25 protein-coding genes and 1 tRNA gene are annotated in these 24,015 nt (G+C 73.1%); 9 read left to right on the top strand and 17 right to left on the bottom strand.

Annotated features, from left to right (window positions below):
- Window positions 1-62 precede the first annotated feature (62 nt).
- Window positions 63-136, bottom strand: a tRNA-Pro gene (locus ACQZOG_RS13830).
- Window positions 137-284: 148 nt separating this feature from the next.
- Between ACQZOG_RS13830 and ACQZOG_RS13825 the strand changes: the two genes are divergently transcribed.
- Entirely contained in the window at window positions 285-992 is a 708-nt protein-coding gene (locus tag ACQZOG_RS13825; RefSeq protein ID WP_033277273.1) for a transketolase, read from the top strand.
- Between the two features lie 65 nt (window positions 993-1,057).
- Window positions 1,058-1,975: a transketolase family protein gene (locus ACQZOG_RS13820; RefSeq protein WP_359672472.1), complete on the top strand. Its 918-nt coding sequence runs from the start codon at window positions 1,058-1,060 to the stop codon at window positions 1,973-1,975.
- 149 nt (window positions 1,976-2,124) lie between these two features.
- On the opposite strand, the gene ACQZOG_RS13815 is transcribed toward ACQZOG_RS13820, so the two are convergent.
- The 4 genes from ACQZOG_RS13815 to ACQZOG_RS13800 all read right to left on the bottom strand — a co-directional run bounded on the left by ACQZOG_RS13815 (window position 2,125) and on the right by ACQZOG_RS13800 (window position 4,522).
- Window positions 2,125-2,484: an MmcQ/YjbR family DNA-binding protein gene (locus ACQZOG_RS13815; protein ID WP_033277271.1), complete on the bottom strand. Its 360-nt coding sequence runs from the start codon at window positions 2,482-2,484 to the stop codon at window positions 2,125-2,127.
- A gap of 108 nt (window positions 2,485-2,592) precedes the next feature.
- Window positions 2,593-3,105: a GNAT family N-acetyltransferase gene (locus ACQZOG_RS13810; protein ID WP_051724642.1), complete on the bottom strand. Its 513-nt coding sequence runs from the start codon at window positions 3,103-3,105 to the stop codon at window positions 2,593-2,595.
- 35 nt (window positions 3,106-3,140) lie between these two features.
- Entirely contained in the window at window positions 3,141-3,722 is a 582-nt protein-coding gene (locus ACQZOG_RS13805; protein WP_058917445.1) for a helix-turn-helix domain-containing protein, read from the bottom strand.
- A gap of 41 nt (window positions 3,723-3,763) precedes the next feature.
- Entirely contained in the window at window positions 3,764-4,522 is a 759-nt protein-coding gene (locus ACQZOG_RS13800) for an SDR family NAD(P)-dependent oxidoreductase (RefSeq protein ID WP_359597080.1), read from the bottom strand.
- Window positions 4,523-4,668: 146 nt separating this feature from the next.
- On the opposite strand from ACQZOG_RS13800, the gene ACQZOG_RS13795 reads away from it, so the two are divergent.
- Entirely contained in the window at window positions 4,669-5,322 is a 654-nt protein-coding gene (locus tag ACQZOG_RS13795; protein WP_037642913.1) for a TetR/AcrR family transcriptional regulator, read from the top strand.
- A 52-nt stretch (window positions 5,323-5,374) separates the two neighbouring features.
- Here ACQZOG_RS13795 and ACQZOG_RS13790 read toward each other — a convergent pair whose 3' ends face one another.
- The 9 genes from ACQZOG_RS13790 to ACQZOG_RS13750 all read right to left on the bottom strand — a co-directional run bounded on the left by ACQZOG_RS13790 (window position 5,375) and on the right by ACQZOG_RS13750 (window position 13,988).
- The gene (locus tag ACQZOG_RS13790; protein WP_037642912.1) at window positions 5,375-6,280 is read right to left on the bottom strand and encodes a LysR family transcriptional regulator; all 906 of its coding nucleotides are present in this window, start codon (window positions 6,278-6,280) and stop codon (window positions 5,375-5,377) included.
- A 36-nt stretch (window positions 6,281-6,316) separates the two neighbouring features.
- Window positions 6,317-7,516: a glycine C-acetyltransferase gene (locus ACQZOG_RS13785; RefSeq protein ID WP_033277265.1), complete on the bottom strand. Its 1,200-nt coding sequence runs from the start codon at window positions 7,514-7,516 to the stop codon at window positions 6,317-6,319.
- A 27-nt stretch (window positions 7,517-7,543) separates the two neighbouring features.
- Entirely contained in the window at window positions 7,544-8,575 is a 1,032-nt protein-coding gene (gene tdh / locus ACQZOG_RS13780) for an L-threonine 3-dehydrogenase (RefSeq protein WP_024883727.1), read from the bottom strand.
- Window positions 8,576-8,758: 183 nt separating this feature from the next.
- On the bottom strand, window positions 8,759-9,334 hold the full coding sequence (locus tag ACQZOG_RS13775; RefSeq protein WP_033277264.1) for a GAF domain-containing protein: 576 nt from the start codon (window positions 9,332-9,334) through the stop codon (window positions 8,759-8,761).
- A gap of 60 nt (window positions 9,335-9,394) precedes the next feature.
- Window positions 9,395-10,024 carry a GTP-binding protein gene (locus ACQZOG_RS13770; RefSeq protein WP_058917444.1) on the bottom strand — a complete coding sequence of 210 codons (630 nt, stop codon included), beginning with the start codon at window positions 10,022-10,024 and terminating at the stop codon, window positions 9,395-9,397.
- Window positions 10,002-10,373, bottom strand: a complete 372-nt coding sequence (locus ACQZOG_RS13765; protein ID WP_033277262.1) for a DUF742 domain-containing protein — start codon at window positions 10,371-10,373, stop codon at window positions 10,002-10,004. The genes ACQZOG_RS13770 and ACQZOG_RS13765 overlap by 23 nt, the downstream gene beginning before the upstream one ends.
- A 2-nt stretch (window positions 10,374-10,375) precedes the next feature.
- On the bottom strand, window positions 10,376-10,810 hold the full coding sequence (locus ACQZOG_RS13760; RefSeq protein WP_019522568.1) for a roadblock/LC7 domain-containing protein: 435 nt from the start codon (window positions 10,808-10,810) through the stop codon (window positions 10,376-10,378).
- Window positions 10,811-10,866: 56 nt separating this feature from the next.
- Window positions 10,867-12,834 (bottom strand): ATP-binding protein, encoded by a 1,968-nt coding sequence (locus ACQZOG_RS13755; RefSeq protein WP_430741529.1) that lies wholly within the window; start codon window positions 12,832-12,834, stop codon window positions 10,867-10,869.
- Between the two features lie 482 nt (window positions 12,835-13,316).
- Window positions 13,317-13,988, bottom strand: a complete 672-nt coding sequence (locus ACQZOG_RS13750; protein ID WP_430741528.1) for a GntR family transcriptional regulator — start codon at window positions 13,986-13,988, stop codon at window positions 13,317-13,319.
- Window positions 13,989-14,206: 218 nt separating this feature from the next.
- On the opposite strand from ACQZOG_RS13750, the gene ACQZOG_RS13745 reads away from it, so the two are divergent.
- From ACQZOG_RS13745 to ACQZOG_RS13720, 6 genes are all read left to right on the top strand, one after another.
- On the top strand, window positions 14,207-15,394 hold the full coding sequence (locus ACQZOG_RS13745) for a 4-oxalomesaconate tautomerase (protein ID WP_430741527.1): 1,188 nt from the start codon (window positions 14,207-14,209) through the stop codon (window positions 15,392-15,394).
- The gene (locus tag ACQZOG_RS13740; protein WP_058917442.1) at window positions 15,391-16,416 is read left to right on the top strand and encodes an amidohydrolase family protein; all 1,026 of its coding nucleotides are present in this window, start codon (window positions 15,391-15,393) and stop codon (window positions 16,414-16,416) included. Before ACQZOG_RS13745 ends, ACQZOG_RS13740 begins: the two co-directional genes overlap by 4 nt.
- A gap of 86 nt (window positions 16,417-16,502) precedes the next feature.
- Window positions 16,503-17,186, top strand: a complete 684-nt coding sequence (gene ligK, locus ACQZOG_RS13735; RefSeq protein ID WP_033277257.1) for a 4-carboxy-4-hydroxy-2-oxoadipate aldolase/oxaloacetate decarboxylase — start codon at window positions 16,503-16,505, stop codon at window positions 17,184-17,186.
- Window positions 17,187-17,200: 14 nt separating this feature from the next.
- Entirely contained in the window at window positions 17,201-18,124 is a 924-nt protein-coding gene (locus ACQZOG_RS13730; protein ID WP_359568758.1) for an amidohydrolase family protein, read from the top strand.
- A 50-nt stretch (window positions 18,125-18,174) separates the two neighbouring features.
- Complete coding sequence (locus tag ACQZOG_RS13725) at window positions 18,175-19,563, top strand: MFS transporter (RefSeq protein ID WP_430741526.1); 1,389 nt, start codon at window positions 18,175-18,177, stop codon at window positions 19,561-19,563.
- 133 nt (window positions 19,564-19,696) lie between these two features.
- Window positions 19,697-20,344: a DUF6461 domain-containing protein gene (locus ACQZOG_RS13720; protein WP_315968246.1), complete on the top strand. Its 648-nt coding sequence runs from the start codon at window positions 19,697-19,699 to the stop codon at window positions 20,342-20,344.
- Here the strand turns inward: ACQZOG_RS13720 and ACQZOG_RS13715 are convergent.
- The 3 genes from ACQZOG_RS13715 to ACQZOG_RS13705 all read right to left on the bottom strand — a co-directional run bounded on the left by ACQZOG_RS13715 (window position 20,287) and on the right by ACQZOG_RS13705 (window position 23,838).
- Window positions 20,287-21,366 (bottom strand): DUF4241 domain-containing protein, encoded by a 1,080-nt coding sequence (locus ACQZOG_RS13715; protein ID WP_193456187.1) that lies wholly within the window; start codon window positions 21,364-21,366, stop codon window positions 20,287-20,289. The two genes, ACQZOG_RS13720 and ACQZOG_RS13715, sit on opposite strands and share 58 nt — an antisense overlap.
- Before the next feature lie 80 nt (window positions 21,367-21,446).
- Complete coding sequence (locus ACQZOG_RS13710; RefSeq protein WP_037642893.1) at window positions 21,447-22,637, bottom strand: MBL fold metallo-hydrolase; 1,191 nt, start codon at window positions 22,635-22,637, stop codon at window positions 21,447-21,449.
- 415 nt (window positions 22,638-23,052) lie between these two features.
- Window positions 23,053-23,838 carry an SGNH/GDSL hydrolase family protein gene (locus ACQZOG_RS13705; protein WP_033277253.1) on the bottom strand — a complete coding sequence of 262 codons (786 nt, stop codon included), beginning with the start codon at window positions 23,836-23,838 and terminating at the stop codon, window positions 23,053-23,055.
- Between the last annotated feature and the right edge of the window lie 177 nt (window positions 23,839-24,015).

Below are 24,015 nucleotides of genomic sequence, written 5' to 3'. Positions count from 1 at the left end.
CATGCGTCAGGGCCGGTACCGGATGTCTCCGGTACCGGCCCTGAACCACGACTCGCACAAAGTCGGGACGACAGGATTTGAACCTGCGACCCCTTGACCCCCAGTCAAGTGCGCTACCAAGCTGCGCCACGTCCCGTTGCCCGTCTGACCTGGGGATTCCCCCGGCCGAACGCGCACGGAAACCATACCGCACTCAAGGCGGTGATCGCGCATCCGTTATCCCGCGCACGACACGTCCGGGTGACACTTGACCTCAAGTTCGGTTGAGGTCGCACGATCGGTTCATGACGATCACCGAGCAGCGCACGCAGACGTACGGATACTCCGATCTCCCGGGTCTGATGGGGCTGATGACCGGGGACGAGAAGCACGGACCCGCCGCGACGTCCACGCTGGACGTGCTGTGGGTCCTGTACGACCGGGTGCTCCGGGTCGGCCCGGACAGCGCCGACGACCCGGGACGGGACCGGTTCCTGCTGTCCAAGGGACACGGGCCGATGGCGTACTACGCCGTCCTGGCCGCGAAGGGGTTCCTGCCGGTGGACCGGCTGCCCGGTTTCGGCTCCTACGACTCCCCGCTCGGCCATCACCCGGACCGGACGCTCGTGCCGGGCGTGGAGATCGGCAGCGGGTCGCTGGGGCACGGGCTGCCGATCGCGGTGGGTACGGCGCTCGGGCTGCGTGCCCAGGGGCGGCACGACCCGGCGGTGTGGACGCTCATCGGGGACGCCGAACTGGACGAGGGCAGCAACCACGAGGCGATCGCCTTCGCCGGACCCGCCGGCCTGGACCGGCTGCACACGGTCGTCGTCGACAACTCCTCGGCCTCGTACGCCCGTCCGGGCGGGATCGCCGCGCGGTTCGAGGCGGCCGGGTGGTCCGCCCGCACGGTCGACGGCCGTGACCACGAGGCGCTGTACGACGCGTTCACCGCCCCGCACCCGGGCAGGCCGCATGTCGTCGTGGCCCGGGTCGAGCCGAAGAACGCGTGAGCGGCCCCTCCCCTCCCTCCCGGCACCTCACTCATCACTCATCACTGATCGGAAGGACGATTCCCGTGGACAGCATGCGTGATCGTTTCGCCCCCGTCGTCACCCGGCTCCTGGACGAGGACCCCCGGGTCGCCGTGGTCCTCGCGGAGATCGGCGCGGACGGCTTCGCCGAGGCGAAACGCCGTCACCCGGACCGGGTGGTCAACGTCGGTATCCGGGAGCAGCTGCTGGTCGGCGCGGCGTCCGGGATGGCGCTGGCCGGGATGCGGCCCGTGGCGCACACCTTCGCCAGCTTCCTCGTCGAGCGGCCGTTCGAGCAGGTCAAGCTGGACCTGGGGCACCAGGACGCGGGCGCGGTGCTGGTGAGCGCCGCCGCCTCCTTCGACTGGCCCGCCGGCGGCTACACCCACATGGCGCCGGGGGACGTGGCGCTGCTCGACACCCTGGACGGGTGGACGGTGCATGTACCCGGGCATCCGGACGAGGCGGAGACGCTGCTGCGGCACGCGGTGGCCGCGGGCGACGACAAGGTCTACGTACGGCTCTCCCTTCAGTCCAACGCGACCGGACGATCCGTGGACGGACAGCGGTTCCTCACGGTCCGGGAGGGGCACGCGGGGGTGGTGGTCGCGGTGGGGCCGATGCTGGACGCCGTGCTCGCGGCGACCGAGGGCCTGGACGTCACGGTCCTGTACGCCACCACGGTCCGCCCCTTCGACGGGGACGCCCTGCGCCGTGCCGCCGTGGCGGCGGGGACGGACGTGGTGCTGGTGGAGCCGTATCTGGCGGGGACGTCGACGGCCGCGGCGAACGACGCGCTGGCCGACGTGCCGCACCGGGTGCTGGGGCTGGGGGTGGGCCGGGCGGAGCTGCGCCGCTACGGCCAGATCGACGAGCACGTCGCGGCGCACGGCCTGGACGCGCGGTCGCTGCGCGAGCGGATCACTCGGTTCACCACGGGGGCCGTGCCCACCGGTGCGTGAGCCGACCACCCGGGGCGGGGCACGCGCGGCGGACCGCCGGGACCCCCCTCCGGACCCGGCGGCCACGCGTGATCGGGATCATGCCACGGGGCACTGACAACGGGAGGGGGCCGGACGGCCCCGGCTCCGTCAGCCCTTCGACGGCTCCCTCAGCCCTCCGGCGGCAGCCCCAGGCGGGGGTGCGATTCGAGCAGCCGGGTCGGGGCGGCCTGGCGCCAGGAGTCGGCGAGGATGTCCCGCAGCTCGCCCTCGTCCTCCAGCGCCGCGAGCCGGACCCGCACCCACGCGAACTGCGCCTCGTGGTCCGCGATCCAGAACTTCTCCGGCTCGGCGAGGGCCAGTTCGTCCCGCTCCTCCTTGGGGCAGCGCACGGCGATCGACGTCTCGTCCTCGGGCAGGGTGGCGAACATCTTCCCCGCGACCCGGAACGTGGGCATGCTCCAGGCGATCTTCTCCGTGGTGTCCGGGAGGGACAGGGCGATCCGTCGTACGTCTTCGGCATCCGGCATGGCCGGCACGGTAGCGGGTGGGACCGACAGTCACCGTTCGGCGCCTGCCCCCTCCCGCTTTTCGGGGGCTCCGCCCTCGGGCCCCCCGTCGCGCAGTTCCCCGCGCCCCTAGGGGGCGTTGCCCTTCCGCAGACCCGGAGGAGCCGGCCTCTTGTAGTAGATCGTCGTCGGCCGCAGCACGCCGGCCGGGTCCGCCGCGTAGTCCGGGATCGCGCCCACCTCGGTCCAGCCGGACGTGCGGTACAGGTGCTCGGCGGGGCTGCCGGTCTCGGTGTCCAGGTGCAGCAGGGTGATGCCCTCGCCGGCCGCCGCCTGCTCCGCTACCGCCAGCAGCCGGCGGCCGAGGCCCTTGCCGCGTGCCGAGCGGTGCACCATCAGCTTCACCAGTTCCGCGCGGTGCGCGCTGTTGGGCTTGTCGGCGGGCAGGGCGAGGCTCACGGTGCCCAGCACCCGGCCGGGTTCCTCGGACGCCGTCCACACCGTGAGGCGTCCGGAGGCGACGGCCGCGCACCGCTCCGTCCACCAGGCGACGGCGGCCGCGTGGTCGAGCGGGGCGAGGAAGCCGACGGACGCGCCGCCGTCCACGGTGTCGACGAGCAGGTCGGCCAGCGCGCCGGTCATCTCCAGAAGCCGGGCTGCGCCGGGGCGTTCGACGTTCACGGCCGCACCACCGCCAGCACGTAACGGACGTCCTGGGGGCCGGGGCACCGGAAGCGGGTGGGGCCCCAGACGCGCAGCCGGAGGCAGTCGCCCTCGCCCACGAGGTGCTCGGTGTCGCCGACGGTGACGGCGAGGGCGCCTTCGAGTACCCAGATGTGCTGTTCCAGGCCGGGGACGGGCGGCCGGTCGTAGGGGATGTCCGCGCCGGCGGTGAGGCGGCCCTCGACGAGTTCGCCGCGCAGTCCGGCGTGCGGCGGGGACACGGAGCGGCGGACGAAGCCGGACGCCCTGTCCTGCCACACGGGCTGGTCGGCGGCGCGCACCACCGGCGCGGGCTCCGCCTCGATCTCGCTGAGCAGCTGGGACATGGTGCGGCCGTAGACGGCGCAGAGGCGGTTCAGCAGGGAGGCGGTGGGGCTGGTCTCGGCCCGCTCGGCGCGGGACAGCGTGGACCGGCTGACGCCGCTGCGCTCCGCCAACTCCCCCAAGGACCAGCCGTGTTCGGCCCGGAGTTCGGACAGACGCGCACCGAGCCGGACGTCGACGGGATCGTGGACGAGCCCTTGCTCCTGTTTCATATCCGGGACCATATCCCGAATGTGAACGGCTCCGGAAGACCTCAGAGGAGGGCGCCGCCGGAGACCTCGATCCGCTGGGCGGTGACCCAGCGCAGGCTGTCGGAGGCCAGGGTGGCGATGGCGTCGCCGATCTCCTCGGGTTCGCCGACGCGGCCGAGCGCGGTCTGCCCGGCCAGGACCTGGCGCATCCCGGCGTCGTCCCGCATCGCCCCGCCGTTGAAGTCCGTGGCGGTCGGCCCCGGGGCGACGGAGTTGACCCGGATGCCGCGCGGGCCGAGCTCTGCGGCGAGGGTGCGGCTCAGGGCTTCGACGGCGGCCTTCGAGGCGGAGTAGACCGAGGTGGCGGGGCTGGTGTGGCGGGTCAGCGACGTCGAGACGTTGATGACGTGGCCTCCCTGGGCCAGCAGCGGCACGAGCGCCTGGGTGAGGAAGAACGTGCCCCGGACGTTGGTGCCCATCACCGTGTCGAAGTCGTCGGCCGTGACACCCTCCAGCGGTCCGAAGATCCCCACCCCGGCATTGTTGACCAGGATGTCGAACCGCGAGGCACCCCAGCGCTCCAACTGCTCACCCAGTGCTGAGGTGAAGGACGGGAAGGAGGAGACGTCGCCGATGTCGAGCCGGAGCACAGCGGCGGTTCCACCCGCCGCCCGCACCTGTTCCGCGGTCTCCTCGGCCCCGGCCGTGTCTCCGCGGTGGGTGAGCAGAACTCGCGCGCCGCGCGCGGCCAGGGCGACGGCCGTGGCGCGCCCGAGGCCGCGACTCGCACCGGTCACCAAGGCGATCTTGTCGCTCGTCATGAAGGGTCCTTTCGCCGCGCGGCCACCGGATCACCCGGCGTCGCGGATGCGATGCGAGTCACTCGACTCGCCTTCATCTCCCACCGTAAGCAGGGAGAACGAGGCGAGTCAAGTGACTCGCCTCGGAGCTAAGGCATACTGTCCGCATGGCAGCAGAGCTCTCCGCACACCACCGCAGACTCGCTCAGCGCAAGCGCGAGGCGATCATCACCGCGGCCACGGAACTGTTCCTGGACCGTGGCTACGACGGCACCTCGCTGGCCCGGATCGCCGAAGCGGCCGGGGTCTCGAAGTCCACGCTGTTCAAGCAGTTCCCGACCAAGGCGGCACTCTTCGAGGCCATCGTCGCCGAGTCCTGGCAGCGTGACGCCGACGACGACGCCGCGCGGCCGCGGACAGGAGACCTGCGCTCCGGACTGACCGCCATCGGCCGCCGCTACGCCGACCTGGTCGGGCGGCCCGGCATGGCCGCCCTGTTCCGGATCGTCATCGCCGAGCTGCCTCGTTTCCCCGAACTGGGACGGATGCAGTTCCAGCTCGGCAAACTGCCCTACTTCACGTCCGTCCAGCAGTACCTGGAAGCCGAGCACGAGGCGGGCAACGCCGAGGTCCCGGACGCCGAGAGCGCCGCGAACCAGTTCCTCGGCATGATCGCCAACTACGTCCTGTGGCCGCGCATGCTGCTGACCGACTGGAACCCCGCGGCCTCCGACATCACCGACGCCGTCGACGAGGCCGTCCGGACCATGCTCGCCAGATACGCCCCGGACCGCCGGCCCGACCCGAAGCCGGAAGCCTGACAGCGGCGGTCCACCCGCGACTCGCGTGTCGCCTTCGTCCGGCGAGGGCCTCTCAGGTGTCCTCGGCGGCGGCGCGGAGGGCGTCGAGGACCGGGCGGATCAGCGGGTGGCTCTCGGCGCCGCGGCGTACGGCGGCGAACACCCGGCGCGTGGGCGCGACCCCGTCGACCGGGCGGACGACCACGCCCGCGAGGTCCATGCCGCGCAGCGCCGACCGGGGCACGAGAGCCACGCCCACGTCGGCGGAGGCGAGGGCGACGACCGCGCGGAAGTCGTCCGAGGAGTGTTCGAGCCGCGGCTGGAACCCGGCGTTCTCGCAGGCCAGCACCACCACGTCATGGCAGGGGTTGCCGGGGTACGGGCCGATCCAGGGGTCCTTGGCCAGCTCGGCGAGCGGCACCTCGGACCCGTCGGCCAGGCGGTGGGTGACCGGGACGACCGCGTCGAACGGCTCGGCGTAGAGCGGGACGTGGGTCAGGCGCGGGTCGTCGGCGGACGGCGCCCCGCGGTACTCGACCGCCACGGCGACGTCGACCTGCCGGTCCAGGACCATCGGCAGGCTCGCGTCGCCCTCGGCGTCCTGCACGCGGATGCGGATGCCGGGCGCGGAGGCGGCAAGCCGGGCCACCGCGGGCGCGACGACCTGCGCGATGCCGGTGGCGAAGGCGGCGACCGTGACGGTGCCGGCCTCCCCCGCCCCGTACGCGGCCAGCTCGGCCTCGGCGCGCTCCAGCTGGGCGAGGACCGCGTGGGTGTGGCTGAGCAGGATCTCCCCGGCCGGGGTGAGCCGTACGCCCTTGGCGCCGCGCTCGACCAGGCGGTGGCCGGTCTCCTGCTCCAGGGCGGTGAGCTGCTGGGAGACGGCCGAGGGGGTGAGGTACAGCGCGGCGGCCGCCGCGGTGACCGTGCGGTGGTCCGCCACCGCACGGAGGATGTGGAGCCGCCGCGCTTCGATCATGCGACCGATTGTCTCAAATGCCGCGGTGCGCGACGGTCAGCCGTCGAGCTCCGCACGGGCCGCGACGAACGCGTCGACGGCGCGGTTGACGTCGTCCGTGGAGTGCGCGGCCGAGAGCTGCACGCGGATGCGGGCCTGGCCCTGCGGCACGACCGGGTAGGAGAACCCGATCACGTACACCCCGCGCTCCAGCAGCAGCTCCGCCATGCGGCCGGCACGTGAGGCGTCGCCGATCATCACGGGGGCGATGGCGTGGTCGCCGGGGAGGATGTCGAAGCCCTCCTCGGTCATCCGGCGGCGGAACAGGGCGGTGTTCTCGGCCAGGCGGACGCGCAGGTCGTCGGCGGACTCCAGGAGGTCCAGGACCTTCAGGGAGGCGGCGGCGATGACCGGGGCGAGCGTGTTGGAGAACAGGTACGGGCGGGAGCGCTGGCGCAGCAGGGCGACGATCTCGGCGCGGGCGGCGACGTAGCCGCCGGAGGCGCCGCCGAGGGCCTTGCCGAGCGTGCCGGTGATGATGTCGACGCGGTCCATCACGCCGTGCAGCTCGGGGGTGCCGCGCCCGCCGGGACCGACGAAGCCGACGGCGTGCGAGTCGTCGACCATGACCATCGCGCCGTGCCGGTCGGCGAGGTCGCAGATCTCGTCGAGCGGGGCGACGTAGCCGTCCATGGAGAAGACGCCGTCCGTGACGATGAGTTTCCGGCGGGCGCCGCCCTCGGCGGCCTCCTTCAGCTGGCGCTCCAGGTCGGCCATGTCACGGTTGGCGTAGCGGAAGCGGCGGGCCTTGGAGAGCCGGATGCCGTCGATGATCGACGCGTGGTTCAGCGCGTCGGAGATGACCGCGTCCTCCGGGCCGAGCAGCGTCTCGAAGACGCCGCCGTTGGCGTCGAAGCAGGAGGAGTAGAGGATCGTGTCCTCCTGGCCGAGGAACGCCGACAGCCGCGCCTCGAGCTCCTTGTGCACCTCCTGGGTGCCGCAGATGAAGCGGACGGACGCCATGCCGTAGCCCCAGCGGTCCAGGGCCTCGTGGGCGGCGGCGATCACCTCGGGGTGGTCGGCGAGGCCGAGGTAGTTGTTGGCGCAGAAGTTGAGGACCTCGCCGGGGCGGCCGCCGGCGGTGACGTTCACGGTCGCGGACTGCGGGGTGCCGATGACGCGCTCGGGCTTGTGCAGGCCGGCGGCGCGGATCTCGTCGAGGGTGGCGCGCAGGTCGTCGCGCACGGAGTCGAACATCTCAAAGCTCCTTGGAAGGCAGATGACTTACGCGGTCCAGTCGAGGATGACCTTGCCGCCCTTGCCGCCGGCGGCGTCCTCGAAGGCGGCCTCGAAGTCGCGGTGGGAGTAGCGGCCGGTGATCACGGGGGCGAGGTCGAGACCGCCCTCGAGGAGCACCGACATGGCGTACCAGGTCTCGAACATCTCGCGGCCGTAGATGCCCTTGATGGTGATCATCGAGGTGACGACGCGGGCCCAGTCGACCGGGAACTCCTCGGCGGGCAGGCCGAGCATGGCGATGCGGCCGCCGTGCGTCATGTTGGCGATCATGTCGCGCATCGCCTCGGGACGGCCGGACATCTCCAGGCCGATGTCGAAGCCCTCGCGCAGGCCGAGGGTGTGCTGCCCGTCGGCGATCGTCGACTCGGCGACGTTCAGCGCCAGGGTCGCGCCGATCTTGCGGGCGAGCTCCAGGCGCTCCTCGCTGACGTCGGTGATGACGACGTTGCGCGCGCCGGCGTGGCGGGCCACGGCGGCGGCCATCAGGCCGATCGGTCCGGCGCCGGTGATCAGGACGTCCTCGCCGACGAGCGGGAAGGACAGCGCGGTGTGCACGGCGTTGCCGAACGGGTCGAAGATCGCGGCGACGTCGAGGTCGACGGGGACGCGGTGCACCCAGACGTTCGTGGCGGGGAGCACGACGTACTCGGCGAACGCGCCGTCGCGCCCGACGCCGAGGCCGACCGTGGCGCGGCACAGGTGGCGGCGGCCGGCCAGGCAGTTGCGGCACTTGCCGCACACCAGGTGGCCCTCGCCGCTGACCCGGTCGCCGGGCTTGATGTCGTCGGGGACGTCCCGGCCGGTCTCCACGACCTCACCGACGAACTCGTGTCCGAGGACCAGCGGGGTGTCGATCGTCTGCTGGGCCCAGCCGTCCCAGTTCCGGATGTGCAGGTCGGTGCCGCAGATACCGGTGCGCAGCACCTTGATCAGCACGTCGCCGGGTCCGACGGCGGGCTCCGGGACGTCCATGAGCCACAGCCCGGGCTCCGCCTTCTCCTTGACCAGCGCCTTCAACGCTACGGCTCCTGACGGTGAGTCCCGGGTGCGGGCATGCCGAGGCGGCCCGGTCCGGGAAGAGGAGTGGAATCGACTGCAATCTGCCGTACACCACCCTCACCGGTCCATCGAGGATTTCTTAAGCGCGGCCACAGCTTTGCTTCACGCGTCACCCGTCCGGGCCTGGGAGCGCGCCTCGCCTCACAGCGGCAGCCCGTCGCCCTCCCGGCGTTCCAGCCGTACGACGAGTTCGGCGGCCTGCGCCTTGATGGCGGCGAGGCCGGGCTGCCCCCAGCCGCGGGGCCGTACGTCGCTGACCGCGACGGTGCCGAGCACCATGCCGGTGCGGTCGGTGAGCGGCGCGCCCATGTAGGAGCGGACGCCGAACTCGTCCACCACCGCGTTGCCCGCGAACCGCGGGTAGTCGCTCACGTCCTCCAGCACCAGCGCCCTGCCCCGGGCGATGACATGGGGACAGAAGCCGTGGTCGCGGGGCAGCGCCCGGCCGAGCAGGGCGCCGGTGCCGTCGCTGCGGAGGACGGGGGCGACGCCCGGGGTGTGCAGACCCGCGAAGAACTGCCCGTGCTCGCCGGGGAGGTTGACCACGGCGTACGGTGCCCCGGTGAGCTCGGCGAGGCCGCGGGCGAAGGCGTCCAGCTCGGGATCGGGATGCTCCCCGAGTCCCATCCGGCGCAGCTTGCGGGTGCGCTCCGGCGCCTGCCGGTCCTCCGGGGTGAGCAGCAGTCGACCGGCCGGGCGGGGCGGGTCGTAGCTCATGGGCGGGCTCCCGGGACGTGGGCGTGGTTCATGGACGGGCTCCGTGACGGTGTGCGGGGATCACAGCGGGGCGCCGTACCCCGTGGGGGTGGCGGGGGTGTGGGCGAGGAGGTGGCGGACGAGGGTCAGCAGGGTCTTCACGCCGGAGCTGGAGATACGGGCGTCGCAGCAGACGACGGGCACCTCGTCCGGGAGGTCGAGGGCGGCCCGTACCTCCCCGGGGTCGTAGCGGAAGGCGCCGTCGAACTCGTTGACGGCGACGACGAACGCGAGGCCGCGCTGCTCGAAGAAGTCGACCGCCGCGAAGCACTCCTCCAGTCGCCGGGTGTCGGCGAGGATCACCGCGCCGAGGGCCCCCTCGCACAGCTCGTCCCACATGAACCAGAAGCGTTCCTGGCCTGGCGTGCCGAACAGGTACAGCACGTGTTCGGCGTCGAGGGTGATGCGGCCGAAGTCCATGGCCACGGTCGTCTCGACCTTGTTCTCGATGCCGTCGAGGTTGTCGGTGGCGGCGCTGACGGTGGTGAGCAGTTCCTCCGTGCTGAGCGGCGCGATCTCGCTGACGGCGCCCACGAAGGTGGTCTTGCCCACCCCGAACCCGCCCGCCACCAGGATCTTGAGGGCGGTCGGGAACAGGTCGTCGCCGTGCCCGGCGCCGTCGACCCGGTCAGAGCTGTCGTCGTAGTCCATCGAGCACTGCCTCCAGAAGGGCCCGGTCCGTCGGGTTGTGGTGGAACACGGGGGGTTTGTCGGTCAGCGCCCCGCAGTCGACGAGGTCCGCCAGCAGCACCTTGGTGACGGCCACCGGCAGCCCGAGATGGGCGGCGACCTCGGCGACCGGGACGGGGGCGCGGCACAGGTCGAGGGCCTGCGCGTGCTCGGGGCCGAGGTAGCCGAGCGGGGTGGCGCCGGTGGCCCGCACCTGCGACATCAGGTCGAGGGCGACGGTCGGCCGGGTCCGTCCGTTGCTGACCGTGAAGGGGCGCACCAGCCGGCCGGCCGCGTCGTCGAGCCACGGCCCGTCACCGGCCGCCTGCACGCTCAAGGCCTCATCGCCGGGGGCTCGACGCCCTGCTGCCGAGGAGCGGTCATCAGGTACGGCCGTACGGACTTGACCAGCATCGCCATCTCGTAGCCGAGGACCGCCGCGTCGGCCTCGCGGCCGGCCATCACGGCGAGGCAGGTGCCGGAGCCGGCGGTGGTGACGAACAGCAGCGTCGAGTCGAGCTCGACGACGACCTGCCGGACGTCGCCGCCGTCGCCGAAGCGGACGCCGGCGCTACGGCCGAGGGAGTACAGGCCGGAGGCGAGGGCGGCCATGTGGTCGGCGGCGTCCGGGTCGAGGCCGTGGACGGACTTCACCAGTCCGTCGCAGGACAGCAGGACGGCGCTCCGGGTGTGCGGTACGCGTTGCACGAGGCCGCTCATCAGCCAGTCGAGGTCGGATACCTGGGCGGTCGGCGCATCGCTCGCCATGGTGGATCGACTCCTTGGGGTACGAAGGTCTGCGGGAGCGCTGGGGCTGGGGGTGGTCATCCGGCGGACGTGCTCCCGTCGTGCCGGGCCGTGTGGTCGGTTCGGGGTGCGGGGACGGCCGGCCGCGCGGGCGCGGGGGACTCCGGCTGGGACTCCGCGAGGCTGATGCCCCGTTGGAAGGCGGCCATCAGCTGGGGGTCGTGGCCGGCGACGTGCTCGCTGTCCTGGCGGGGCGCGGGCCCGTCGCGCAGCTGAGGCGCGATGTGCTCCTGGGCGCGGCGGCGGGGCAGTTGGGGTCTGCCCATGGTGCCGCGCGCCGGGGTCGTGCGAGGGACGAGCGGGGTGGGCGCCTCCCCGGCCGTGGCGGGTCCGCCCTGCCCGCCCGGCGCGGTGGGTCCGTCGGGCGCGGTCCCCCCGGGGTGCGGCGCGGTGTGGTGGACGCCGGGTACGGCCTCGGCGGGGGTGGGGCGGGTGGTGCGGGCTCCGCGCAGGGGCAGCGGCGGGGGGACGGCACCGTTGCCGGGGGACGCGGCCGGGGTCCGGCCGGGGTGGGCGGCGGGGGTGAGGGGGGACGCGGGGGTGGTGTTCTCCTCCGTGTGGGCGTCCGTCACCAGGGCCTGGGGCTGCGTGTCCGGACGGGTGTCCACCGGGCCGGTCAGTGCCGGGATGTGACGCCCCGTCGGTGCCGTGCCGCCGTCCGCCGGGGGCAGCACCGCGGTCGTCCCCGGCGCCCCCGTCACGGCGGCCGGTTCCCCGCCGAGCAAGGACTGCGGCACCACCAGCACGGCCTGCACGCCGCCGTAGATGTTGGACTGCAGCCGGACGTGGATGCCGTGCCGCCGGGCGAGCTGGGAGACGACGAACAGGCCGATCCGGCCGTCGGCCAGCAGGCTGGCGACGTGCACCTGGTCGGGGTCGGCGAGCAGCGCGTTCATCCGGTCCTGCTCGCCGACGGGCATCCCGAGGCCGCGGTCCTCGACCTCGACGGCCAGTCCGGAGGTGACCAGGTTCGCCCGCAGCAGCACTTGGGTGTGGGGGGCGGAGAACACGGTCGCGTTCTCGACGAGTTCGGCGAGCAGGTGGATGACGTCGGCGACCGCGTGTCCGCGCAGGGTGCCGTCGACCGGCGGCACGAGCTTGACCCGCGAGTACTGCTCGACCTCGGCGATCGCGGAGCGCAGCACCTCGGTCATGGGTACCGGGTTGCTCCACTGCCGTCGTGAGACGGCCCCGCCGAGCACGGCGAGGTTCTCCGCGTGGCGGCGGATGCGGGTGGCGAGGTGGTCGACGTGGAAGAGCCCCTTGAGCAGGTCGGGGTCCTCCATCTCGTTCTCCAGCTCGTCGAGGATGGAGATCTCGCGGTGGACGAGGGACTGCAGCCGCCGGGCGAGGTTGACGAACACCTCGAGCTTCTGTTCGCTGCCCGCCTGGCTGGAGAGCTGCGCCGCCTGCACCACGGCGGTGACCGCGCCGTCGTGGGCGCGGGCGAGGTCGCCGGCGAGCTGGTCGAACTCGTCGCCGTCGCCGCCGCGTTCGGTGCGCCGGCCGCGCGGCGGCGGCGGCTCGCCGTTGCGCAGCGCCTCGACGAGGGCGCGCAGGTCGGCCGCGCGCCGTGCCGTGCTGCGGCGCAGGACGCCCACGCGGTCGTGCACGGCGCGGGCCGCGCGCTCGGCGGCCACGGCGGCGATGACGATGCCGGCGAGGGCCACGGCGGTGGCGCCGCAGAGCACCGCCCACAGCGCGCCGTTCGGGCGCATTCCGCTGGAGCGGACGGTGAACAGCACGGCGGCGCAGGCGCTCAGGGCCACCGCGACGGGCGGCAGCACGGCGAGCCGGAGCAGCTGGGACCGTATGGGCGACTCCGGCAGGCCGGGCGCGGGCCGGGCGGGCGGACGTCCGTGCCGCCCGCCCTCACGCCGCTCCGGCCGGGAGGCGGTGCCGTTGCGGCGGGCGCCGGGGCCCGGGGGCGGGGTCTTCGGGGCGGCGCCGCTCTGCGGGGCGCCGCTCTGCGGGGTGCGGGCCACGACCGTGGCGCCGACCGTCCCCGGGTGTCGGGGCTCCTCGCCCCGTCGGCTCCCTCGTCCGCCTTGTGGCTGCACGTACCGGTCCCCGCTCCCTGATCCCGATCCCTACGACGCGGCCCTCGGCGCGAGGCGTCCTGCGACATGAGCCGTCGCGAGCCGTCACGCCGGGCGACCGACACTCACCGTAGTCGTCACCGCATCATGTGCGGTGGGCAGTTGACAAACTCGTGCGGACAGCATCGCGCTCTGGTATGAGGCGTCGTACGACAGACCGATAACCGTTCAGCGGACTGCGACGGAAGTGATCGGCGGTCGATCAATGCTGGTCAGAAGCGGTCGCGAGGACACTCAGGGCGCGGAGAGGTCATGAGGGGCGCGAGGAGGGCGGGACGCGCCTCAGTAGGCGCCCTCCACCGCGAAGGCGGCTTCAGCCCTCCGGCCAGAACATCACGCTGTGTAGCGGAACATGGGGCCGACGCCCGTCAGACGCGAGGCGCCGACGCCCCCGTGGCCGACGCCCGCAGCTGCTCGATCACGTCGTCCAGGTGCGCCGCCACCGCCCGTGCCGCCGCCTCCGGATCGGCGCCGGCGACCGCGTCGATGATCGCCAGGTGCTGCGGGAGGGACTGCGCGGGGCGTCCGGGGCGCAGGGCGAGCCGGAACTGGAAGCGGACCATCGGCCCGTTCAGCCGCTCGAGCTGACGGCGCGCCACCTCCTGCCCGCTGGCCTCGATGACGAGTTCGTGCAGCCGCTGGTTGAGGGCGGAATACGTATCCCAGGCACCGTCGGCAACGGCCTGCCGCATGTCGGCGCCGATCCGCCGCAGTTCCGCGCGCTGCTCGTCGCTCGCCCAGCCTGCCGCCTTCCGCGCGCACAGCTGCTCCAGGGCCGACCGGCACTCGGTGATCTGGACGGCCTCCTCGACGGACACCGCGCGGATCCGGGCGCCGCGGCGGGGGACGATCTCGACGATCTCCTCTGCCGCGAGGTCCTGCAGCGCCTCCCGGACGGCTCCGCGCGTGGTCCCGTAGACCTCGGCGAGGTCGAGCTCGACGAGCCGCTGGCCGGGCACCAGGTCCCCGGCGCGCAGGGCCTGCCTGATGGCGTTCGCCACATACTCGCGGCCGGCAGCGCCCGTAAGCTTCTCCGTCACTCCGTCGACCTCTCCCTCGTCCCGCGTCCGTCCCCGGCGGCCCTCGCTGGGAGAACCCTAGTGCGCGGTACCGAGGCGACCGCACCCGGGATCCCATCTGGTGAGCATTTTCGTCGGAACATCTTGTCAACAATCTCGTTGATGATTTAGCTTCCTCGCATCTTCACATCGTCCGGCGCCGCGCCGCCGCCCCGATTCCGTCCACCGAAGGAGCGACCATGTCCGCCGTCGCAGCCGCCCGGGTCCCCGAGGTCACCCGCCGCGGCTCCCAGACCGCGATCCCGTGCCTGTTCATGCGGGGCGGCACGTCGCGGGGGCCCTTCTTCGACGCGCGCCTGCTGCCCGCCGACCCCGCCCTGAGGGACGCGGTGCTGCTGGCGGCGATGGGCTCGCCCGACGCGCGGCAGATCGACGGCGTCGGCGGGGCGCACCCCTTGACCAGCAAGATCGGCCTGGTGCGTCCGGGCACGCGGCACGGCGTCGACGTGGAGTGGACCTTCGCCCAGGTGCAGCCCGACGGGGACACCGTCGACACCTCGGCCAACTGCGGCAACATGCTCGCCGCCGTGCTGCCCTTCGCCGTCGAGACCGGCATGGTGGTGCCGGCCGGCGACCGTACGACGGCCCGGGTGCTGACCCGGAACACCGGCATGGTCGCCGAGATCACCGTCGCCACTCCGGAGGGCGCCGACGGGACGCGGCACGTCTCCTACGCCGGCGCCGCCCGCATCGACGGCGTCCCCGGCGCCGCCGCCCCCGTCGAGATCGGCTTCCTGGACACCGCCGGTTCGGTCGCCGGGGCCCTGCTGCCCACCGGGCGTCCCCGGGACTCCGTGGAGGTGCCGGGGCTGGGCGCCGTGGACGTCACCCTGATCGACAACGGCCAGCCGCTGGTGATCGTCGAGGCCGCCCGCCTGGGCGCCACCGGCTACGAGTCCCCGGCGGACGTCGACGCCGACGAGGCGCTCAAGGCCCGCGTCGAGGCGCTGCGCCTGGTCTGCGGGGAGGCGATGGGCCTCGGCGACGTGAGCGGGCGGAACTACCCGAAGATGACCCTCGTCGCGCCGCCCCGTCACGGCGGAACCCTCACCACCCGCAGCCTCATCCCCCGGGTCTGCCACCAGTCCATCGGCGTGATGGCCGCCGTCACCGCGGCCACCGCCTGCGTCATCGAGGGCACCGTCGCCCGGGACGTGGCGGCCGGGGTGTCCGGCACGGAGCCCACCGTCTCCGTCGAGCACCCGTCCGGCGAGTTCAGCGTCACCCTCGGCCTCGACCCCGCCGACCCGCAGCGGGTGACCCGCTCCGCGCTGCTGCGCACCGCCCGCCTGCTCATGGCCGGCGACCTGCTCGTCCCCCGTTCCGTCTGGGACCCCACTCCCGTCCGTCAGGAGAAGCACGCGTGATCATCGACATCCACGGCCACTACACCACGGCCCCCGCTCCCCTCGGGCAGTGGCGGGACGCGCAGGTGGCCGCGCTCACCGACCCGCTGCGGGCGCCCGACCCCGCGGGCCCGGCGATCGGCGACGACGAGATCCGTGCGTCGATCGAGACCAACCAGCTGCGGCTGATGGACGAGCGCGGCATCGACGTCACCGTCTTCTCCCCCCGCGCCTCGTTCATGGCGCACCACATCGGCGACTTCGCCACCTCCGCCGCCTGGGCGCGGATCTGCAACGACCTGTGCCACCGGGTGTCCGAACTGTACCCGGACCGCTTCGTCCCCGGCGCGATGCTCCCGCAGTCCCCCGGCGTGGACCCGGCGACCGTGGTCCCGGAGATCGAGCGCGCGGTGCTGGAGCTGGGCGCGGTCACCGTCAACCTCAACCCGGACCCGAGCGGCGGCCACTGGACCGCTCCCCCGCTGACCGACCGGTCCTGGTACCCGGTGTGGGAGAAGCTCGTCGAGCTGGACGTGCCGGCCATGGTGCACGTCTCCACGAGTTGTAACCCGGCCTTCCACACCACCGGGGCGCACTACCTCAACGCCGACACCACCGCGTTCATGCAGCTGCTGACCGGCGACCTGTTCGCCGACTTCCCCGATCTGCGGCTGGTGATCCCGCACGGCGGCGGCGCGGTGCCGTACCACTGGGGCCGCTTCCGGGGGCTGGCGCAGGCGCTCGGCCGGCCCGAGCCGGAGGAGTCGCTGCTGCGCAACGTCTTCTTCGACACCTGTGTCTACCACCAGCCCGGCATCGACCTTCTGCTGGAGGTGATGCCCGTGGAGAACGTCCTCTTCGCCTCCGAGATGGTCGGCGCGGTGCGCGGCGTCGACCCGCGCACCGGCCACCACTTCGACGACACCCGCCGCTACGTCGAGAAGGCGGGCCTGACCCCCGAGGACCTCGCCGCCGTCGAGGAGCGCAACGCGCGGCGGGTCTACCCCCGGCTCGACGCCCGGCTGGCCGCCCAGGGCCGCTGACCCGCGCCGCCCCCGGCCGTCCACCCCCGCCGACCCCGACCGTTCACCGCGGGCCGAGAATGCCCGCAGAAGCAAGGAGCCGCACCATGCACCACCTCGGAGTCGTCCACCGGACCGTCGACCGCGCCGACCCGGCCGCGGTCGAGGCCCTGTCACGGTTCGGGGTCGCGACCGTGCACGAGGCGATGGGCCGCCTCGGTCTGATGCGCCCCTACATACGGCCGGTGTACGAGGGGGCGAGGCTGTGCGGGACCGCGGTCACCGTGCTGCTCCAGCCCGGCGACAACTGGATGCTGCACGTCGCCGCCGAGCAGGTGCGCGAGGGCGACGTGGTGGTCGCCGGCTGCACCACCGAGAGCGAGGACGGCTTCTTCGGCGAGCTGCTCGCCACCTCGCTGCGCGCCCGGGGCGCCCGGGGCCTGGTGATCGACGGCGGCTGCCGTGACGTGGACGACCTGCGCCGGATGGACTTCCCCGTCTTCTCCCGCGCGGTGAACGCCAAGGGCACGGTCAAGGCCACCCTGGGGTCGGTGAACGTTCCCGTCGTGGTGGCGAACGCGCTGGTCAACCCTGGTGACGTGGTCGTCGCCGACGCCGACGGCGTGGTGGTCGTCCCCGCCGCCCGGGCCGCCGAGGTCGCGGAGGCGTCCGCGCGGCGCGAGGCGGCGGAGGAGGGCAAGCGGGAACGGTTCCGGTCCGGCGAGCTGGGCCTGGACATGTACGGCATGCGCGGCCCGCTGGCCGAGCTCGGCCTCACCTACGTCGACTGAATGCGAGGAGCACGATGACCGACCACGACACCGCGGTCACCCCGGGCTGGCTCGACTGGTACCGGGGGCCGAGCAAGCCGGCGTTCGTCCTGCCGCCGGGAGCGGTGGACGCCCACTGCCACGTCTTCGGCCCCGCCGCCGAGTTCCCCTTCGCCCCCGAGCGGAAGTACACGCCGGTCGACGCCTCCAAGCACGACCTGTTCGCCCTGCGCGACCACCTCGGCGTCGACCGCAACGTCATCGTGCAGGCCACCTGCCACGGCGCAGACAACAGCGCCCTGGTGGACGCCCTGCACGCGGCCGACGGGCGCGCCCGCGGGGTGGCGACGGTCCGGCCGGACGTCACCGACGCGGAGCTGCGGCGGCTGCACGAGGCCGGGGTGCGCGGGGTGCGCTTCAACTTCGTCCGCCGTCTGGTGGACGCGGCGCCGCGTGAGGCACTGGAGGCCGTGGCCCGCCGGGTGGCGCCGCTGGGCTGGCACGTCGTCCTCTACTTCGAGGCGGCGGACCTGCCGGACCTCGAGTCGTTCTTCGCCTCCCTGCCCGTGCCGCTGGTCGTCGACCACATGGGCCGCCCGGACGTCACCCGCAGCGCGGACGGACCCGAGTTCGCGAGGTTCCTCCGGTTCGTCGCGGCGAACGACGTGTGGGTGAAGGTGTCCTGCCCGGAGCGGCTGACGGTCTCGGGCCCGCCCGCGCTCGACGGGGAGCGGCACGCCTACCGCGACGTGGTGCCGTTCGCCCGCAAGGTCGTCGAGGAGTTCACCGACCGGGCGCTGTGGGGCACCGACTGGCCGCACCCGAACCTGAAGAACCACATGCCCGACGACGGTCTGCTGGTCGACCACATCCCGCACATCGCGACCACCGCCGCGCGACAGCGGGCGCTGCTGGTCGACAACCCCCTGCGTCTGTACTGGCCCGACGAGGCCCGCTGACGTCACCCCCGGCCCGGTGAGACGGGTCCACCCCTTTCCAGGAGCGTGCAGTGCAGCACATCCGTACCACCAACGCGGCGAACCGGCTGGACCGGCTGCCGATCACGAAGTTCCACAAGCGGACCATCCTCGCGGTGGCGTTCGCCTACTTCTTCGAGTTCGCGGACATCAACACCTTCGCCATCACGGCCCCGGTGGTGCGCGAGCAGTGGGGCGCCGACGTGAACCACGTCGCGTACGTCACCTCGCTGTCCTTCGTGGGCATGTTCGTCGGCGCCGTCGTGGCCGGCGGGCTGGCCGACCGGCTGGGCCGCAAGCAGACGCTGACCGCGACCACCCTGTGGTTCACGGTGTGGTCGTTCGCCTGCGTGTTCGCCTGGGACATCTGGTCCCTCGGCGTGTTCCGCGTGCTGACCTCGGCGGGCCTGTCGGCGATGACGGTCGTCGCCGTCGTCTACATCAGCGAGCTGTTCCCCAGCGCCAAGCGCGGCAAGTTCCAGGCGTACGCCATCGTCATCGGCATCTGCGGCACGCCCGTCACCAACCTGATCGCCTCCGCGGTCGTCCCGATGTCCGACTGGTCCTGGCGGCTGGTCTACCTGTGGGGGTCGCTGGGCGCGCTGTTCCTCTTCTTCGTGCGGCGGCTCGAGGAGTCCCCGCAGTGGCTGGAGTCGCGCGGCCGGCACGAGGAGGCCGAGGCGGTCCTGACCCGCATCGAGGCCCACGTGACGGCCGAGCACGGCCCGCTGCCCGAGCCGCAGCAGCCGAAGCCGAAGGGGCCCTCGGTCAAGCCCGGCCTGGGCATGCTGAAGGACAAGAAGTTCCTGTACCCGACGCTCCTGCTGTCGGTCCTGTGGATCACCCAGACCATCGGCTTCTTCGGCTACTCCAGCTGGGCGCCGACGCTGCTGGCCGCCGAGGGCGTCAGCGTCGAGGACTCGATCTTCTACGTGGCGCTGACGACCGTGGGTGCGCCGCTCGGCTCGTTCCTCGCGGCGATGGTCACCGACCGCTTCGAACGCAAATGGTGCCTGGTCGTGTTCGGCCTGGTCATCGCCGCGTCCGGTCTGCTCTACGGGCTGACGTTCACGCCGGTGCTGATCGTCGTCTTCGGCTTCCTGGTCAACCTGTTCGAGCGCGGCTACACGGCCCTGGCGTACGCCTACGCCCCCGAGTTGTACGGCACCGAGGGCCGCTCGCTGGGCACGAGCATCGCCTACGGTCTGGGCCGGCTGTCCAACGCGGTGGGCCCGCTGATGATCGCCGGCGTCTACAACGGCATCGGCTACCAGGCGGTCTTCATGGTCATCGCCGGCACCTGGACGCTGGGCGCGCTGGTCCTGGCGGTGTTCGGCCCGGCGACGCGGCGACGCAGGCTGGCGGCGGAGGCCGCGGCGGCGGCCGGTACGCGGCCGACGTCGGTCACGGCGACGCCCTGAGTCCGGGTGAGCGTGCGGAGGCGGGCGGGCCGGAGGGACGTCTCCGGCCCGCCCGCCGCTCTGTCACACCGGCCGGGCATCATGATCTCGGGCTCGGCCCCGGCAGGGGGCCGGTTGTGACGACAGTGGGGGGATGATGGGCACGAACGCGGGTTCGCATGCGTGGGCGAGGGCCGGGATGTGCGTGACCTTCACCCGGGGGCTGGAACCGCGCGAGGTGTTCGCCCGGTACGGGGCCGATCCGGGACGGGCGCGCCCGCTCGACCGGGACGCGGCCTCGGCTCTGCTCCCGGACGACGCGGACGACGGGCCGGTTTCGCTGCTGCGGGCCGGCAGGCTCGGTGAGTGGACCTTCTGCGTCGAGGAGGACGGCACCATCGGCTTCGGCGAGGAGGCGCTCGCGGAGCTGTCCCGGGGGACCGAGACGTACGGCGTGGCGACGACCGAGGGGATCGACGTCTTCCAGCACTGGCGCGACGGTAAGTGCGTCGAGTACTTCGAGCCCGGCATGGAGCACAGCCGGTCCGAGCCGCACGGCCCTTGGTGGGACCGGGTGGAGGAGGCCCTGGCCGAGCACGAGGGCGAGGGCGCCGGGATGGCGCCGGTGGTGGCCCTCCTGCTCGGCCACCTCGGCATCACCCTGGACGACGCGGTCCTCGCCGGCCCCTGGGCCGGCCTGACGCTCGCCGGGGACGACGCGCCGACGGCCGGGCGGGGCGACAGCTACGCGGGCGAGGGCCCGGTTCCGCCGGGGGCCGTCATCTCCTGGTCGGTGGGGTAGAGCCGGAAGTCGACCACGACGCAGCAAGCCTTCCCGTCCTCGGTGCGGCCGATCCAGACGGGGTAGGACCCGTCGCCCCAGCCGGCGCTCAGGGCGATGAGGTTCGGCCCGCCATCCGTACCGGAGAGTTCGACGCTGGGGCGGTCGACGAAGGAGAGGGGGACGAACACCTCTTCGTCCAGCCTTTCCTCGTCGACCGTCCGGGTCGCGTCCATGAAGGCCACCGTGCCGGTGTCGACGCCGACCCCGTAGAACTCGCCCTCGCCGAGCAGCGCCGGGTCCTCGTCGGGGCGGAGGACCATCTCCCATGTGCGGGGCGGGGCGTCCAGGAAGGTCACCTTGGCCGCAGCGACCCTCACCTCATGGGTTCCGCGCAGGAGCGACAGCGTGACCGGGTAGTCGCCCGGCGGCACGGCGACGGTCCGTGGTTCGGTGACCCAGCCGGGGTCCGAGACCACCAGCTGTCCTGACGTGATCCGCACCGCACCGGCGTCGCCGAGCTCGAGGGTGGCCGGGCCGTCCGGGGTGTCGCGCGGGCCCGGCACGAACAGCCGCTCGATGCGGGTGGGGCGCAGCGGTCCCGCTCCCTCGTCCACGGACACGTCGTTCAGGACCACGGTCGGGGCGGGCTCGTGGCCCTGCTGGGCGAGGAACGGAGCGAACACCTGCCAGTCGCCGAACTTCGGCGCGGGGCAGGAGAGGACCTCGACGGCCGTGGTCTCCTGGTCGCCCTCGGTCAACCGGGTGTTCCGGTGAGCCAGCAGCATCCCCGTGCCGTACGGCTTGAAATCGATCATCTGCGCGCGGCGGAACGCGTCGTCGAACAGGTATACGCGCCACATCCCGCGCGGCCATCGCTCGACCATGGCCAGCGGTCGCTCCCGCGAGGAGAGCAGCACCGCGTACGGCATCCCGGCGGCATGTCGGCGGGAGGCGAGCGCGCTCGGTATCGGGTCAGGGTGGGTCGGCCCCTCATGGGAGCCCCACATGTCGCCGTACGAGACGTCAAGACTGTCGATCATCACAGCCGACAGTCTGGCAACGGGGTGTGACATCAGGCCCGTGCCGTGGGGCGTCGCCCTGCTCGTCCCCGCTCGACGGGTCAGCGGTCGCCCGCGAGGTCGAGGTCGCCGCTGGGGGTCTCCTCGCTCCGCGACGGGCCGCCGGTGTTCCACACGCGCGGGACGGGCCGGGTGAGCGGACGCCACCAGGGCTCGGTGGGCAGTTCCCCGCCCGGCTCGAAGGGCGCGCCGGGACGGGGGAAGGCGACGGCCTGGCCCACGGCCCCCGCGGCGTCCGTCATCCACTCCCCCGGCTCCGCCCACGCGTGCGGGGCGAGGTTGAAGGTGCCCCAGTGGATCGGCATCAGGACGCCGCCCGGGTCGCCGCCCTGGAGGTCGAGGTGCGAACGGACGCCTTCCTCGGGCGTCATGTGGATGTCCGGCCAGAATTCGGAGTAGGCGCCGACCTGGATCATCGTCGCGTCGAACGGGCCGTGGGCGGCGCCGATGTCGCGGAAGCCCTCGAAGTAGCCGGTGTCGCCGCTGTGGTAGATCCGGTGCCGCTCGCCGGCGACCACCCAGGAGGCCCACAGGGTGTGCTGGGTGTTGCGCAGGCCCCGGCCGCAGAAGTGACGGGCCGGTGTCGCGGTCAGGGTGAGGCCGCCGACCCGCGTCGACTCCTGCCAGTCCAGCTCGCGCAGCCGCTCCGCGGGAACGCCCCAGCGCTCCAGGTGGGCGCCTACGCCGAGGGGCACGGCGAACACGGTGTCCGTGCCGGCCAGTTCCTTGATCGTCGGCATGTCCAGGTGGTCGTAGTGGTCGTGGGAGATCACCACGACGTCCACCGGGCCGAGCGCGGCCAGCGGCAGCGGCACGGGGTGCAGCCGCTTCGGGCCCGCGAAGGGGAACGGCGAGCAGCGCTCGCCCCACACGGGGTCGAACAGCACCCGCTGTCCGTCGATCTCCGCGAGCACGCTGGAGTGGCCCATCCACGTCAGGCGGAGCCCGGTCGCGGGCGGGCGGTTCAGGTCGGCGAGGGTGGTGGGATGTACCGGGATCGTGCCCCGGGGGGCGCGGCGGGAGCGGGAGTCCTTGTCGAGGAACTGCTTGGCCATGTCCCGTCCCGAACCGGAGGGGCGCACACGGGCCGGTCCGCCCGGGTTCTGGAACACGCCGTTCGCGAAGTGCGGGGACCTGTGGATCCGGGCCAGACGCTCACCGGCCGGCTCCGCGCCGAAGGCCGGGGGCCGCAGGGCGCCGAGCCCCGTCCGGGGGGCGGAAGAAGCGGCCACGGTACCTCCAGATGGAATCGATCGGAGTTTCCATTATGTGCGGTGGCGCCTACGGCCGGGGTGGTTGTGGAAACAGCCCCCGCCCCGCCCTCCCGCCACGGGGGCTCCGCCCCCGAACCCCCGACGCGCAGTTCCCCGCGCCCCCTCAGGGCGTCATCAGCCCCGCGCCCTCAAGACACGCGAGCACCGCGGCCCCCTCAGGGGCGCGAGGAACTGCGCCACCAGCCACAAACCGGCCCGCACACGCCCCCGAGGCACGCAGCTTCACGTGGCCTTCAAGACACGCGAGCACCACGCCCCCTCAGGGGCGCGGGGAACTGCGCGACCAGCCACAAACCGGCCCGCACACGCCCCGCCGGCCCAGCCACCCCGCGCCCCGGGCGCCCAGCGGACCGCGCGCCCCGCGGACCGCGCCTCACGCCACCTTCGCGATCCGCGAGCGGATGTCCGCCGGGGACAGCGTCCCCTTTGCCGTGACGTGGTCGCCCGAGGACTCCCCGCGGAGGCGGCGCCCGATCCACGGGACGAGGTACTCGCGGGCCCAGTGGACGTCGTCCCGCCGGATCTCTAGCGTGCCGCGCGGCGGAAGCGGCGGCCACGGCTGCTCCGGATCGGCGGGCACCTCCAGACCGAGGGCGAGACCCGCGCGCAGTGCGACGCGGGTGTGTCCCTCGGGCGAGAGGTGCAGCCGGTCGGCGTCCCACGCCCTGCGGTCCTGCACGCTGCGCAGCGACCACAGGTCGAGCACCGGGCAGCCGTACCGGTCGGCGACCGCCCTCACGTGCCCGTTGTACGTGGCGATCTTGCCCCGCAGATGCTTGAGCAGCGGGACGCCCCGGGTGTCGAACCCGGTCGTCACCAGAACCGTGCCGCAGGCCGCCGCGAGCTGGGCGATCGCCTTCTCGAACCGTTCGGCCACCTCGTCCGGGTCGGTGCCCGGGCGCAGGATGTCGTTGCCGCCCGCGCAGAAGGAGACCAGGTCCGGGGCGAGTTCGACGGCCCGGGGGACCTGGTCGGCCACGATCTGGTCCAGCAGCTTGCCGCGTACGGCGAGGTTGACGTACCGGAAGTCGCCCTCGGGCCTGCGGTCCGCGAGCAGAACGGCGAGCCGGTCGGCCCAGCCGACGAACGCCCCGTCGGGCCCGGGGTCGCCGACGCCCTCGGTGAAGCTGTCCCCCACCGCCACGTACGACCCGATCACTGTTGCCTTGTCACTCTTCGAATCGTCTGCCACAGCCGGACATGATTCACCTTCGGATGTGACCTACGCGACCGTAGGCGGGGGTTGACGCGCGGTGAGATAAGCCACTTCAAGGTTTGGCCAAGCCAGGAATAGGTACGGCCCCGCGCCCGGCACGGGCCCGGACACACCGAAGGC

The organism is Streptomyces sp. P13-3-3, assembly GCF_050571355.1.
GTDB lineage: Bacteria > Actinomycetota > Actinomycetes > Streptomycetales > Streptomycetaceae > Streptomyces > Streptomyces althioticus.
Note: the sequence above shows the minus strand (reverse complement) of the source record. Positions and strands in the feature narration are given on the sequence as shown.